This window comes from Rhizobium albus (assembly GCA_030160035.1).
In the GTDB taxonomy this organism is placed as follows: domain Bacteria; phylum Pseudomonadota; class Alphaproteobacteria; order Rhizobiales; family Rhizobiaceae; genus Georhizobium; species Georhizobium albus.
The window spans coordinates 633,980-648,010 of record BSNO01000003.1; the positions used below are offsets into that span (position 1 = coordinate 633,980).

Below are 14,031 nucleotides of genomic sequence, written 5' to 3' on the forward strand. Positions count from 1 at the left end.
CGCATGGAGACGACACGGACCGACCGCTTCAAGACCGCTATCCTGCTCATTGCCGCGACCGGCCTAATTGCGGGACTTGCCTTTCACCTTTCTGGCAGAACCGAGACAGCGAGCCTGGTCTGGATCGCCGGCTCTTTCCCACGATGGAGGTCGATTGGGGCATTTCAGCAGGAGCTCCTCGAAGACGCCGTGATCCCAGACGAGTTGCGCTTTGCGCCCCACGAGCCCGCCACTCTGAAATTGAAGGCTGTCTCTGATGGGCAGATCGATTTCGTGCAAGGAAATACAACATGAGCCGCCTTTCGCATTTAGAAATCCACATGGTGCATCGCATCGGTTGGCTACGGGCGGCGGTGCTCGGAGCCAACGACGGACTGGTGTCGACTGCGAGTCTTGTGGTCGGCGTCGCCGCAGCGGGATCCGGAAAGTCGGAGGTCCTGATCGCCGGGATGGCTGGCCTCGTCGCCGGTGCGATGTCCATGGCGGCTGGCGAGTATGTCTCCGTAAGTTCCCAGACTGATGCTGAAAGGGCCGACTTGGCCCGCGAAACCCGCGAACTTTCAGAGACGCCCGAAGCCGAGCTAGAGGAGCTGACAAATATCTATGTGGACCGAGGGCTCGACCGTGATCTGGCCGAGAAAGTCGCTGTTCAGTTAACCGAGCGCGACGCCTTAGGAGCGCATGCACGCGACGAACTCGGGATCTCAGAGACCGTCACGGCTCGCCCGATTCAGGCGGCTTTGGTTTCCGCGCTGACGTTCGCCGTCGGGGCCGTGGTGCCCCTGATCGTCGCGTTGCTGGCGCCCGAGGCGCAGATCGCAGTTCTTGTGGCGGCATCAACGGTTGCTGGTCTGGCCGTCCTCGGCGGCCTCGGAGCATCCGCTGGCGGTGCGGCGCTTGTTCGCGGGGCTGCGAGGGTCACGTTATGGGGGGTGCTCGCGATGGCCGCGACAGCAATGGTAGGAACTCTGTTCGGTGTTACGGTAGGTTAGGAAATCCGCTGATCTCGAAAACTGGCTGCTTTTCCTCGCGCAGACTTACTCCTTGGCATTCTGCTGTGGATCATTTCGAAACGTCACCTTTTTTCGTTCAAAAGCCGACAAATCAGCAGTCTGCACCGAAAGCGTCGATGAATAAACATCTCCTAACCTCTAGAGAACCGTGTGACGCCTGTGGCTGGACTGGGATATTTTTTGCCTGACGGCTTGCCGACATAAAAGTCCCGAAGCTGCCTTTCGATCCACCGCAACGTCAGAGTTCGTAGACGCGATCGAAGCCAACCCGCTCCACAAAGGACTGATCGTGGCTTACGACGAGAAGCGCACCATCGAAGTCCCGCAAAGCGTTCTCCAGGAGCTCGACCGATTCGATGTCGAGGTGATTGGTCGGTTCATCCAGGATGACGAGCCATGGCGGCGGCGACCCCGATAGCGTCGCGGCAAGGCCCGCCTTCAAACGTTCGCCGCCGGACAGCGTCCTGACGACCTGGTTCGCATCCTGGTTGCGAAATGCGAAGCGGGCACAGATCGCGTAGGCTTCCTCGTCGCTGGCATCCGGATGCAGCCGGCGGATGTTGTCCAGAATGCTTTTGTCGGGATGGAGCAGGCTGACATGCTGGTCGAGTATGACGATGCGGCCCGCGGCGCGGTGAACCGTTCCCGCCATGGGCGTGAGCAACCCTGCGGCGACGCGCAGAAGCGTCGTCTTACCGCTGCCGTTTGGCCCCTTCAAGGCGACGCGTTCTGGCCCGTTGATGCGCAAGTTCCATGGGCCAAGGAGACGATCCCCGGCTTTGGCCACCACGCCATCCATGGAGAGAACGTTGGCCCCAGAGGGTAGCCCGGTCGGTGGAAGAGCGATCGTCAGCGGTGTCATGACCTCCACCCTCGCACGAGCCTCTTCCGCCTCTGTCAGGGCTTCGCCCAAGCGTCGATCGTTGATCGCCTGCGCCCGCCCGCCGCTGTTCTCCGCGCGCTCGGCCCGCGCATCCAGCAACAGCTTCGGCTCAGACCCCTTGGACGCGAACGAACGTCCCGCTCTGTCGCGTCGCTCCTTTGCTTCGCGCTGTGCTTGGGCGGCTTGGCGTGCCTTGCGTACGCTGGCATCGGCGCGCTCCAGCTCGGCGCTGGCGCGGCGCCGATCCTTATCTCGAGCAGCGACGAAAGCAGACCAACCTCCGCCGAAACTGCGTGCTCCGATCGTCGTCAACTCCAGAATGCGGTCCACGTCTTCCAGAAGCTCTCGATCATGGCTGGCGACAACGACACCTCCGGACCAATCCCGCATCAGGCCACGGATCGCAGCACGACCGGCGACGTCGAGATTGTTGGTTGGCTCGTCCAGAAGCAGGAGGTCCGGTGCCTCGATGACGAGACGGGCAATGCCGACGCGCATCCGCTCGCCACCCGACAGCGTTCGGAGACGACGGTCTAGCGGCAAGTCGGGGAGCCCGACTTGTAGAAGGGCTGCACCGATGCGGCTCTCCAATGTCCAGTCCGCGGTATCCAAATCGATGGCGGTGCCGTTCCCCGCCAGGATGCGCACCAGCGTCTCCAGACGGTTCGCGACGCCAAGCGCTTCGGCCAAGCTCCAGTCCCCGGGCATGTCCTGCTGGAGAATGCCGACCGTTCCAGCACGACGCACAGTGCCGGACGATGGCTCAGCGAGGCCAGCGGCGATGCGAAGGAGAGTGGATTTGCCGGAGCCGTTGCGGCCAACAATCCCAACTCGTTCTGAACCGATCGCGACCGTTAGATTATGAAAGAGCGGGTGATCAGACGTTCGAGCGGAGACAGTATCGAGCGTGAGGAAGGCAGACATGGGCAACCGTGACAGGTCTTGAAACAAGGCGAATTGCGTCGTTCATCCAGTTATTCACGGCTGCACTCCTTCTATGGTCCACCTTCGACATATTACCTGAGTGCCTTCCATTCAACCGAACGGCCGGCTTTAGGCATCCGAAGACAGAACCTGGACTCTCGAAATGGGGTCGGAAGCCGTCTTTGAAACAGCTTACGTTTAATGGCAGCTTCTCGTGCGTCTTCACCCAAAATCGGACTGTCCGCTTTCGGCCCCGTTCCTGCTGCGGGAAATCATTTCCCAACTTTGATTAGTTGAGCGAGCGACAAAGACCGTGGTGGGCTTAGTTGCGAGGGGCAGCTTTTGAGCGAGCGTGGCACTGAAGCAGTCATACCTCTACTTGCACGAGCACATTCGATGGTCGATGATCCGGCATGACAGAGTTGTTTGACCATGATGCATACATAGCTGCGGCGCCGGAAGCTCTTCGGCCGCAACTTACCGTCGTTCGTGCTCGCTTCAAGCAGGCTCTTCCTGATGCGAAAGAGGTGATGCGATACGGCATGCCAGGCTTCACTGCTGGAGGCGTGATGATCGTTGGCTACGGAGCGTTCAGCAAACAGTGCGGCCTCTATGTCAGCAAAGGCGCGATCAACGCACACGCTGACGATATCGCCGCAGCTGGGCTAAAAGCGTCCAAGACCGGTGTTACATTCTCACCAACAAAGCCGATACCTGACGAGCTCATTACGGCGCTAGCCGTGGCATCCCGCAAAGATGCGGCGGTCTGACCGCCAATGTCCAAATGAGGTCCAAGCCGCTTTAAGGACTGGTCGAGGCTCACGGCTGCTATCAGGCTCTCGGCATCTAAAAGCGGACAGACCGCTACCGGCCCCTAAGGCGTCCGAGGGAAGACTTTTCCTAGCTTGCCCACTCCGGCGCCGCCCCCGACTAGACCGATGCCGGAGGCCGAATGTCGGCTTTCTCCGCTTCTTCGCTAGAACCGGAGAGACCGCTCACGGCCCCGCAGGCGGCGGGAGAAAATGCTTCTCGACTAGGCTTGGATGAGTGAACACTTATAGCGAAGGGATGATGAGCTACATTGTTGGGATAGTGCGCTTCTGCTGAAGGAAAGTCCCGCTAACTCTTCTTTGCACGCACATCATACGAGTCATTAAGCGCTTCAATGGAATTGTGCGCACCTTGCGTCTCGGCGGCGATATGTGCGTTGTGGTCGAGTTTGAACCAATAGGCCGAGTCCCGCGCGTTACGCTAAGCGCATTGCAGCTGGTGATCCGAGGGAGCAATGATCAATTTAACTGCATGTCGATACTTTCTCGAAGTGTTGCATCTAGGATCTATTCGCCTTGCTGCGGATCGCTTGCATGTCTCTCCGTCTGCCATCAGCAGACAAATCGCCAAACTTGAGAGAGAGTTTGGCGAGACACTTCTTGATCGACGCGCAAACGGCGTCCAATTGACCGAAGCCGGAAGGCTTGCGGCTGAGCATTTCGCATCCATTCTTGATCAGATTGATCTGATCAGAGGCGAGATGTCGGATCTTCGAAAGCTGAAATCCGGCAACGTCTCCGTGGCGACCGTCGATGGGATCACCGATCCCTACCTGTCGGAGCAGATCCTCGCCTTCCGCAAGAAATTCCCGGCCGTGGATTTCCGCATGCGCATTCGCGGGCGCGAGCGCGTTCTCGAAGCTCTGGAAAAACGCATGTGCCAGGTCGGCTTCGTCTACGATCACTTCTCACATCCGATGATGGAGATCGTCGGGCAGTGGCGCCAGCCGCTTTTGGCGCTCGTGCCGCCATCCCATCCCTTCGCGGATGGCAGACGCGTTCAGCTTTTTGATCTTGCGGCATGCGACTGCGTCCTGCCCGACGACAGCTACGGCATCCATCATCTGGTCAACAGGGCATTCCGGAAATTCGGCGGCCGGCCGAAGCCGATCATGGTCGCGGATCAACTCCATTTCCTGATCCGTCACGCGATCCGATCCAACGCGATCGTCTATGTGCCGCTCCAGGCAGCCTTGCGCGAGGTGGAAGCCGGCGAACTCGTTCCGCTCAACCTCGATTGCGCGGATTTCGAGCATCGATTCATCTACGCGATCGTGCGTCGGGATCAGCGACGGTCACCGGCCTGCGATGCCTTCATCACCATGCTGACCTCCAATTTCCCGAAACACGAGAAATCGGATGCTAGCATGCTAAAGCGGATCAGAGCCGGTCAGGCGTGAAGCTCGATCGTGATGTCGGCTTCGACCGGGGCGTTTAGGCCGAGCTCATGCTGGGTGAGAGCCGCGCGGGCATGCTTGCCGTTTTCTTCGCCCCAGAGTTCCACAAACAGGTCGGAAGCGCCGTTCAGCACAAGGTGCGGTTCGGTGAAGCCTGGCGCGCATGAGACGTAGCCGATCATTTTGATGATCCGCTTGACGCGATCGAGATCACCGAGCACCGCCTTCATCATCGCCAGATGATTGATCGCCATCAGACGGGCAGAGGCATAGCCCTGGTCGATGGTCAGGTCCGATCCGACCTTGCCGACATAGGGCAGCACATCGTTGTCGTTCTCGTCCGGCTGCGTGCCGAGCGTGCCGGATGTGTAGAGAATGTTCCCGACGACGACGCCAGGCAGGTAGTTGCCGATCGGCTTAGGCCGGCGCGGGAGAATGATCCCCAGACCCTTCAGGCGTGCTTCTGTTGAATGCGGCATCGGACATACTCCCGTTGAGTTGTTTTAGGTGACCGCAAACTAAGTAATCCGACGGCGTCCGGGAGTGCGTAGTCGGCAACGAAGCGTTGTCCTTTCGGCAACGCCTCATTATTCTGATCGATAGCGTAGGGATGGAAATAGTAGAAAATTCAATGACTAAATGAATCGGTTCTGACGGTGGAGGATCGGTCGGGTGCTGCAGCGCAGCGAATGCGCTGCTAGTCCAGCAGGGAATTTCTCGTATGGTCCGGACACTGTGTCACACCAGCAGGGGCCAACGGGGTGCATTCAAGACCACTGTCGAAAATCGCAGCGGACCTCCGCAACGGCGACACCAGGCCGTCGGACCTGATCCGCGAAGCGTCGGAACGCTACGAGGCGACAGAGGGCAAACTCCACGCTTACCGCACCTGGGCAGGCGATCGGGCGACCGAACAGGCGGCGGCGCTGGACAAGCTGGTCGCAACGGGCATCGATCTCGGTCCGCTGATGGGCATCCCTATCTCCGTCAAGGACCTGTTCGGGGTTCCGGGGCTTCCGACATACGCGGGCACGAACGCAACCTTTCCGCGCGAATGGGAAGCGGCCGGCCCGGTGGTCGGCGCAGTCCTGTCGCAACTGGGGATCGTGACGGGCAAAACGCACACGGTCGAATTCGCCTTTGGCGGGCTCGGCACGAACCCGCATTGGGGAACGCCCATCAATCCCTGGTCATCTCCCGACGAACCAAAGGCGCCCGGCGGATCGAGCGCCGGTGCCGGCGTGTCTCTGGCGCAAGGCTCCGCGCTGCTTGCGCTCGGCACCGATACGGCTGGATCGGTGCGCATTCCGGCATCCTTCACGGGCCAGACCGCGCTGAAGACCACCCATGGGCGCTGGTCGCTCGAAGGCATCGTTCCCCTGTCGCCGTCGCTCGATACGCCGGGCATTTTGGCGCGCACCGCCGCCGATCTGGCCTATGCCTTTGCCGCGATCGATCCAGAGTTCGGATCGGAGATCCTTCCAGCCGAACTGGCCGGACTTCGCATCGGCATCATCCGAAACACTGTTTGGGAAGGCATAGACCCCTCCATCGCCGAAAACACCCTCCGGGTGCTACGACAGATCGAACAGGCCGGCACGCGAACGAACGACGTCACGCTCGCTCGCGTCGACGAGGCGCTGGCGATCTTCCGCGCAGGGGGGCTCGCTGCCGCAGAGCTTCGCGCATTCCTCGATCGGAATTTTCCGGAGCGGATCGCAGCGCTCGATCCGACTGTCATGGCGCGGGTTGAAGCGGCGGACCAGATCACGGCGTCCGATTATCTGCAGCGTGCGGCCAATCTCGCGCAGTACGGGCGAGAGGCCGTTCGCGTATTCGATACCGTCGACCTTCTCGTGTCGCCGACCATCCCGATCGCGGCTCCAGCTCTTGCCGATCTCGCCGACGCCGAGACCTATCGGCAGGCCAATATGTTGGCGCTGCGCAACACCGCGCTCGTGAACCTGTTCGGCTGGTGCGCCGTCACGCTTCCCACCGGACTGGACGCCCATGGCATTCCGTCGGGTCTGCAGATCATCGCACCGCCAATGCAGGAACGCCGCCTCCTCGCGGCAGCATTGGCATTAGAGACTGTCATCGGATCCGGACCCGAATTGCTCGGGAAGGCGCCGTTGGCTTGACCCACCCCTTGAGAAGCCCAACCGAATAGGAGAGACCATGAAACTCTGGAGTAAAGCCATTATTCTGGCCGTCGGTGTGACGTTCAGTGGCGTGAGCCATGCGGCGGATTTCAACTTCACCTTCGCGCATGTGCTGACCGAAGACACGCCGAATGCCCGCGCCGCCGTGGTCTTTAAGGAAGAAGTCGAGAAGAACTCGGACGGCCGTATCGAGATCAACATCCGCCCGGCTGCGCAATTGGGCGGCGATGTCGAGATTATCGAACAAACCCAGATGGGTCTCGTGCATCTTGCGATCCCGCCGACAGGCAACCTCGCTAATTTCAACGAGCAGATGTACCTGTTCGACCTGCCGTTCCTGCTCGGCGACAACGACGCGATGATGCGTGTCCTCGACGGCGAGGTCGGCACCGAGCTGCTGGGCACGCTCGACGGCAACAACCTTCACGGCATCGCCATGTGGGGCGCCGGGTTCCGCCACATGACCAACAACATCCGCCCGATCAACGGCCCTGACGATCTGGCCGGCATCAAGATGCGCACGCTCCAGGCGCCGACCATCCTGTCGACCTACCGCGCCTATGGCGCAAACCCGACCGCGATGGCCTATGTCGAGGTCTATAACGGCCTCCAGCAGGGCGTCATCGAAGGCCAGGAAAATCCGCTCGCCAACATCGCCTCGATGAAGTTCCACGAGGTGCAGGACTACATGACCCTGACCGGCCACGCCTACCACACCTATGCCGCCGTCATGAACAAGCAGGCCTGGGAAAGCCTGCCGGAGGATCTGCAGACTGTCGTCGAGGATGCGATGATCGTGGGCCGCGACGCCGCGCGCCAGTTCACGGAAGAAGACGAGTCCCAGATTCTCGAGGACATCAAAGATCAGATCGAGATTCAGGAACTCTCCGAAGAGGGTCGCGCGGCCTTCGTCGAAGCGTCCCAGCCGATCTATGACGAGTTCCGCGAAAAGGTGACGCCTGCTTTGATGGACAAGGCGATCGCCCTGGCGAACGGCGAATAACCGAAACAGAGGGCCGCGGGCATGATCACCTGGCTGAACAGAATAGTGGACGTGATCGAAAACACGCTGGTCACCGGGTTGATCCTGACCGCGACCCTCGTTGCCGTCGCGCAGGTCATCGCGCGCTATGTCTTCAACAACTCGCTCTACTGGTCGGAAGAGGTCATCCTCTATTCCTTCATCACGATGAGCTTCCTCACCATGGGCATGGGCGTGCGCTACGCATCCCATATCAGCGTCGAGGCGGTGTACGCCTTCGTTCCGCCGAAAGCCGTGCGTCCGCTTCAGATCGGTTCGGCCTGTCTCGGGCTGATCTTCGCCGGTGTGGTTATCTGGTACGGCAGCAAGCTCGTCGTGAACACGTCCCGCATGGGACAGCTCTCGCCGGCCCTGCGCATCCCCGTCGGCTACATCTACGCCGTGATCCCGATCGCCGCTGGCCTGATGGCCACGCGCTACCTCCTGGTCATCCAGGACCTCATCTTCGGGCGCAGCTACACGCCGCCTGAAGTCGATATCAAGACGAGCTGAGGATACTCATCCATGGTCGGCGCCCTCGTACCTGTCTTCTTCGGCCTGCTGGTTTTCGGCCTTCCGATTTTCGCAGCCCTTGCGCTCTCGGTAGCAGCGGCCCTCTATTTCTGGGGCGGCGTCGACCCCGTGCTCGTGCCGATGCGCATGTTTTCCGGCATGAACAATTTCTCCTTGATGTCGATCCCGTTCTTCATCCTGGCGGCCGAACTAATGCGGATCGGCGGTCTCTCGGAACGCCTCATCAACCTCGCGCGCGCCATTGTCGGGTGGCTGCCGGGCGGGTTGGCGGCAGCAGCCGTCGTCGCCTGCCTGATGTTCGGGTCCATCTCCGGTTCGAGCCCCGCGACGGTAATCGCCATCGGGTCGATCCTCTACCCGGCCATGGTGAAGGCCGGATACGACAAATATTTTTCGATCGGTCTGATTACGACTGCGGGGACACTTGGACCCATCGTCCCGCCGTCCATCGCCCTCATTATCTACGGTTCCGTCACCGGCACTTCTGTAGGCAAGCTCTTCGCGGCGGGCCTCTTACCAGCCTTGCTCATCGGGGGGATTCTGATCGCCTATGCAAGCTGGTACTCCGCCCGTAAAGGCTACCCGCGCGATGCCATGCCGAGCGCATCTAGCATCTGGGCAGCACTGAAACAGTCGGCTTGGGGTCTCGGTCTACCGGTGATCCTGCTGGGCGGCATCTATTCCGGCGTGTTCACACCGACCGAAGCTGCCGCGGCTGCATGTCTTTATGGCTGGATGGTCGGCGCAATCGTCTATCGCACGATCTCCGCCAAGGGCACGCTGATCGTTCTTCGCAATACTGGATTGATCTCAGGCCCGTTGCTTCTCATCACCGCCGGAGCATCGGCCTTCTCGTGGTTACTTGCCAGTTCCGGAACGCCATCGCAACTGGCGAATTTTATCCTCAGTGACACCAGCAACGCGATTGTGGTCATGCTGCTGTTCAACCTAATCCTGCTGATTGCTGGCTGCTTCCTAGACAGCGCTTCGGCGATCATCATCCTCGGGCCGCTGATGATGCCAATCGCCGCGCAGGTCGGCGTGGACCCGATTCATTTTGGTATCATCATGCTGGTCAACCTCTCAGTCGGCATGTTGACGCCGCCCGTGGGTCTCAACCTCTTCGTCGCGATGGGGGTGGCGAATATGAAGCTGGGTGAGGTTTTCCGCGCTACGCTACCGACCATCGGGCTGATGCTGATCGCATTGGTGATCCTGACCTACATCCCCGCTATCAGCATGCTGCTGCCGAACAACTTTTTTTAAGTCGAAGTAGCGGCGTCCCGGTTGAGCAGCGTGTCCTCAAGTTCAACCTGCCCCATGCGGAAGAGCACGTCGCGCAGGAAGGAGTTGCGCGTCCTGCCTTCGCGGTCGGAGAGGATCGCTTTGCGCTCGGCGCGGTAGGTGGCTTCGATGAAGGGAATGTCCTCAGGCTCTGCGCCTGCGCCGTACAGCGCCTCACGGACGTCGCCTGCCTCCTCGAATGAAAGCGTCTCGCCTGTCCCATAGGCATGGAGCAGTCGGTAGGCGAGGCCGACCTGACGGTCCGCTGCCCGCTGCTCGGGATCACGGATCGTCCCGGTCCGCTTGGCGGCGCGGTCGAGCGCCTCGAGCTCGGCCCGCATGGCGTCCGCCTCGAGGGCGAAGATTTTCGCCAGCTGTTCTCGTGTCGCCATCCGCGTCTTCGGTACCAGTTCCATTTCGAGCAGGAGTGCGTTTAGCCGCCGTGCGACGGCCGACGCCTTCTTACGGTCCGAGAGCCTAAGGCTCAATGAAAGCCGGGCATATCTTCCTGAGACCCGAAAGCCGACGGGAATGCGTGCCCGCCAATAAAAAACCGGTCCTCTGAGAACGAGGTTCTCGACTTGGTGTCTGCGCAGTCCCATCCGCCCGTGCTCCGCCGGCCCAGGGCGGATGGACACCACCTGTGGGCATCAGTTGTGGGCACCAGTCGTGGCGGGCCGTTTGGACGCAAAAGCGCGTCAGGCCGAAAGGCCGAAATTCCGCGATTTCAAAGGGTCTGGGAGGCGAATTTGGCTGGGGAACCTGGATTCGAACCAGGACTAACGGAGTCAGAGTCCGTGGGTCTACCGTTAACCTATTCCCCAAAGCCGAGGAAGCGCAAGCGCCTTCGAAACGGCGGGTGCATGCTTGCGAAGATCGGTCCGGTAAGGCCGCCCGCCGCTGTTTCGAGGCCGCCTTGTAGCATATTCGACCCGTCGATCAAGACCCCGTTGCATGCCTGCGGGCATAATTTGGCGGGCCGCGCGGTGGAGCGGTGCCGCTTTGCGATGGGCTGTGAAGGTGTGTCGAAACGAGAGAGTTCGCGTCTACGGGAGAGCTGGGCGCCGGCGGGTCCCAAAAAGCATTTTGTCAAATGCGTTCCGGCTGATAGGCTTTGCCCAACGATGATAGACGAGCGCTTTTCGCGGTGCGCATTTTTGCTGCCGCCCGCGACGCGCCGACAGGAACTGACGTGAAGAACCCCGAAAGCGGCACGGACGTGCCGACAAGAGGGGCGCCAGATGAGGATCACGGACAACGTCATGCGCCAACCGGCCAACCCTCCAGCCGCAACGGAAAGAACCGCTCAAGAAGCGCGGGCTCCAATCGCGGCAGGACAGGTTCGGCATCGGCCGGCCCGGCGTCGACAGGTGATGCTCTAGCGTCCGGCCAGGCCCCGCGCCTGGACGGCGAAGCGCGCCCGCATACGATGGCTGCCGACCCACTCGGCGACGCCGCTCGCGCCAAGGATGGAAAGAGGCGGCGCAGACGGCGCCGCAGGGGCGGAAACACCGCAACGTCTCAGGCGGCGCATGTCGGAGCAGGCGGCGGCGGCGACGCCGCGTCGATTGCGGCTGAGCGGTCGAAGGGCGACGCTGGACATCGCGCGGCGGGCCGACATCCGGTCACAGATGCGCTGACCAACAACGACACCCATGGCGCCGCCGCCGGCAAAGCGGGCGCTGCATTGCGCGACACCGAAGGTCTTGCGGACGGTGGCCGTGACCAGGGGCGCCAGCATTCCGAGGACCAGAAGTCGGGAAGCCTGCGTGCAGGTAACCAGCGTGCGGGCGAAGAGCGCCGGGGAGACCATCGGCCGGGAGACCATCACCCCGGTGCGACACGCTCGAAATCGCGCAAGCGCCGTCAACGCGCAAAGCGCGCCAAGACGATGCGCCCGGGAGGCATGATCGGCGGGCCTGCCGGTGCTGTTGTGGCCGAGGGCAACGCCCCGGCCGGTGCCGCCGGCAACACCGCCACGGCTTCCGCCCGCGCAGAGGCAGCCCAGCCTTCCTCTGCGTCGGCGCAGGCTGGTGGAAACGGCGCCAGCGCAGCCTCTGCGAAAGCTGATGCCGACGATCGGCGCAACAGTGCCGCCGCGCCGCTTTATGCTGCGCTCGATCTCGGCACGAACAATTGCCGGCTTCTGGTCGCTTCGCCGACCCGGCCGGGCCAGTTCCGCGTCGTCGATGCCTTCTCGCGTATCGTGCGGCTCGGCGAAGGTCTTGCCGCGTCGGGCCGCCTGTCGGACCGGGCGATGGACCGGGCGGTGGATGCCCTGAAAGTCTGCGCATCGAAACTGGCGGACAAGCCCATCCGCAAGGCGCGCCTGATCGCAACGGAAGCCTGTCGGGCTGCCGAGAACGGCGCCGAGTTTCTCGAGCGGGTCCAGCGCGAGACGGGCCTCGAACTGGAAATCGTCGACCGCGAGACCGAAGCGCGGCTTGCCGTCTCCGGCTGTTCGTCGCTGGTCGAGCAGGGCACGGACTCCGTCGTGCTGTTCGATATCGGCGGCGGGTCGTCCGAGATCGCGGTGATCGATCTGCCGCGTGAGAGGTCCGGCCGGCTGGCCAACCACATTCGCGCATGGACATCGTTGCCGGTGGGCGTCGTCACCTTGTCGGAACGCTTCGGCGGCCGCGACGTAACGCCGGACACATTCCAGGCGATGGTTGCCGATGTGGAGGTGATGCTGTCGTCGTTCCTGGCCCCGGATCTGCCCGGCATGGGCGGCGACACGGGCGGAAATTTCCATCTAATCGGCACTTCAGGAACCGTAACGACGCTGGCCGGTGTCCATCTTGGCCTGCCGCGTTATGATCGGCGGCGCGTCGACGGGCTCTGGCTGACGAGCGACGAGGTCGATCGCATGCTCGACCGGATTCTGTCCTGGGATTTCGACCAGCGCTCGGCAAATCCGTGCATCGGGGCCGACCGTGCCGATCTGGTGTTGGCGGGTTGCGCGATCCTTCAAGGCATTCGCCGTCGCTGGCCGGCTGAGCGCCTGCGCGTGGCCGATCGCGGCCTGCGGGAAGGGCTTTTGACCGACATGATGGCGGCCGATGGCGTCTGGCGACGGCGCCGGTCGCGCTTTCCGGCCACCGATCGCAACCGATCGCGCTTCGATGGGCGCAACGAACAAGGCCGCAAGGGCGGGGAGGGCACGAGTTGACGGGGCCGATCAAGAGCGGGCGCAAGCTCGGTCAGAAAGTCAAGAAGGGCAAGCTCAAGGCATCGTCCAGGCGATGGATCGAGCGACACATCAACGATCCATATGTGCAGCGGGCGCAGCTCGAAGGCTATCGCTCGCGCGCGGCCTACAAGCTTCTGGAGATCGACGAGAAGCACAAGATCCTGAAGGGCGCCCATCGCATCATCGATCTCGGCGCGGCGCCGGGTGGCTGGTCGCAGATCGCGGCCAAGGTCACCGGTTCGGCAGATGAGGCGCCCCGCGTCGCTGCCATCGACTTCCTAGAAATGGACACGATCCCCGGCGTTCACATCCTGCTGATGGATTTTCTGGATGACGACGCACCTGCCAAACTGGTCGAGGCCTGCGGCGGCCAGCCGGATGTCGTTATTTCCGACATGGCGGCGCCGACAACCGGCCACAAGCGGACGGACCATCTGCGCACCATGCATCTGAGTGAGGCTGCCGCCCATTTCGCGGTGGATGTCCTGCGCCCCGGCGGGCATTTCCTGGCGAAGACCTTCCAGGGCGGCACCGGCCACGATCTGCTGACTATGCTGAAGAAGAATTTTCGCAGCGTCATCCACATCAAGCCGCCATCGTCCAGGCAGGAATCGGTCGAGATGTTCGTGCTGGCCAAGGGCTTCAAGGGCCGCGCGGAGGAAGCGACGGACGACGCCCCGGCTGAAGACTGATCTTCACGATCCTGTGAAACCGGGGGCTTCGCCACAATTCATGATTGCCTTCACGGCGTTCGGTCCCACTTCAGGCGCTGTCGACACTTGCCATGAAA

Annotated in this window: 13 protein-coding genes, 1 tRNA gene and 1 pseudogene; 11 read left to right on the forward strand and 4 right to left on the reverse strand. The window is 61.8% G+C overall.

The features are described from left to right. The first annotated feature begins 3 nt into the window (after positions 1-3). Positions 4-294, forward strand: a complete 291-nt coding sequence (locus QQL76_RS10725) for a hypothetical protein (protein WP_499207632.1) — start codon at positions 4-6, stop codon at positions 292-294. Next, complete coding sequence (locus tag QQL76_RS10730; protein ID WP_499207633.1) at positions 291-992, forward strand: VIT1/CCC1 transporter family protein; 702 nt, start codon at positions 291-293, stop codon at positions 990-992. Before QQL76_RS10725 ends, QQL76_RS10730 begins: the two co-directional genes overlap by 4 nt. Before the next feature lie 259 nt (positions 993-1,251). On the opposite strand, the gene QQL76_RS10735 is transcribed toward QQL76_RS10730, so the two are convergent. Beyond that, positions 1,252-2,820 carry an ABC-F family ATP-binding cassette domain-containing protein gene (locus QQL76_RS10735; protein ID WP_499207634.1) on the reverse strand — a complete coding sequence of 523 codons (1,569 nt, stop codon included), beginning with the start codon at positions 2,818-2,820 and terminating at the stop codon, positions 1,252-1,254. Positions 2,821-3,233: 413 nt separating this feature from the next. Between QQL76_RS10735 and QQL76_RS10740 the strand changes: the two genes are divergently transcribed. From QQL76_RS10740 to QQL76_RS10750, 3 genes and pseudogenes are all read left to right on the forward strand, one after another. Further along, a complete protein-coding gene (locus QQL76_RS10740; protein ID WP_499207635.1) occupies positions 3,234-3,590 on the forward strand; it encodes an iron chaperone in 357 nt (118 codons plus the stop codon). Positions 3,591-4,105: 515 nt separating this feature from the next. Next, positions 4,106-4,282: pseudogene (locus QQL76_RS10745) on the forward strand (helix-turn-helix domain-containing protein); the annotation flags it as partial. 69 nt (positions 4,283-4,351) lie between these two features. Continuing rightward, positions 4,352-5,050, forward strand: a complete 699-nt coding sequence (locus QQL76_RS10750; RefSeq protein WP_499208354.1) for a LysR family transcriptional regulator substrate-binding protein — start codon at positions 4,352-4,354, stop codon at positions 5,048-5,050. On the opposite strand, the gene QQL76_RS10755 is transcribed toward QQL76_RS10750, so the two are convergent. Further along, positions 5,041-5,526: a RidA family protein gene (locus QQL76_RS10755; RefSeq protein WP_499207636.1), complete on the reverse strand. Its 486-nt coding sequence runs from the start codon at positions 5,524-5,526 to the stop codon at positions 5,041-5,043. The two genes, QQL76_RS10750 and QQL76_RS10755, sit on opposite strands and share 10 nt — an antisense overlap. Before the next feature lie 282 nt (positions 5,527-5,808). Between QQL76_RS10755 and QQL76_RS10760 the strand changes: the two genes are divergently transcribed. Genes QQL76_RS10760 through QQL76_RS10775 form a run of 4 tightly spaced genes read left to right on the forward strand, consistent with a single transcriptional unit; the run spans position 5,809 to position 10,030 of the window. Further along, on the forward strand, positions 5,809-7,188 hold the full coding sequence (locus tag QQL76_RS10760) for an amidase (protein ID WP_499207637.1): 1,380 nt from the start codon (positions 5,809-5,811) through the stop codon (positions 7,186-7,188). 37 nt (positions 7,189-7,225) lie between these two features. Continuing rightward, complete coding sequence (locus QQL76_RS10765; protein ID WP_499207638.1) at positions 7,226-8,212, forward strand: TRAP transporter substrate-binding protein; 987 nt, start codon at positions 7,226-7,228, stop codon at positions 8,210-8,212. Between the two features lie 21 nt (positions 8,213-8,233). Further along, complete coding sequence (locus tag QQL76_RS10770; protein ID WP_499207639.1) at positions 8,234-8,743, forward strand: TRAP transporter small permease; 510 nt, start codon at positions 8,234-8,236, stop codon at positions 8,741-8,743. A gap of 12 nt (positions 8,744-8,755) precedes the next feature. Then, positions 8,756-10,030, forward strand: coding sequence for a TRAP transporter large permease (locus tag QQL76_RS10775; protein WP_499207640.1), 1,275 nt, complete (start codon positions 8,756-8,758; stop codon positions 10,028-10,030). On the opposite strand, the gene QQL76_RS10780 is transcribed toward QQL76_RS10775, so the two are convergent. Both QQL76_RS10780 and QQL76_RS10785 read right to left on the reverse strand, forming a co-directional pair. Continuing rightward, a complete protein-coding gene (locus tag QQL76_RS10780) occupies positions 10,027-10,536 on the reverse strand; it encodes a hypothetical protein (protein WP_499207641.1) in 510 nt (169 codons plus the stop codon). The genes QQL76_RS10775 and QQL76_RS10780 overlap by 4 nt on opposite strands. 262 nt (positions 10,537-10,798) lie before the next feature. Further along, positions 10,799-10,872, reverse strand: a tRNA-Gln gene (locus QQL76_RS10785). Positions 10,873-11,477: 605 nt separating this feature from the next. On the opposite strand from QQL76_RS10785, the gene QQL76_RS10790 reads away from it, so the two are divergent. Together QQL76_RS10790 and QQL76_RS10795 are read left to right on the forward strand one after the other, a co-directional pair. Continuing rightward, entirely contained in the window at positions 11,478-13,220 is a 1,743-nt protein-coding gene (locus tag QQL76_RS10790) for a Ppx/GppA phosphatase family protein (RefSeq protein ID WP_499207642.1), read from the forward strand. Beyond that, the gene (locus tag QQL76_RS10795) at positions 13,217-13,933 is read left to right on the forward strand and encodes an RlmE family RNA methyltransferase (RefSeq protein ID WP_499207643.1); all 717 of its coding nucleotides are present in this window, start codon (positions 13,217-13,219) and stop codon (positions 13,931-13,933) included. The genes QQL76_RS10790 and QQL76_RS10795 overlap by 4 nt, the downstream gene beginning before the upstream one ends. Positions 13,934-14,031: the final 98 nt, after the last annotated feature.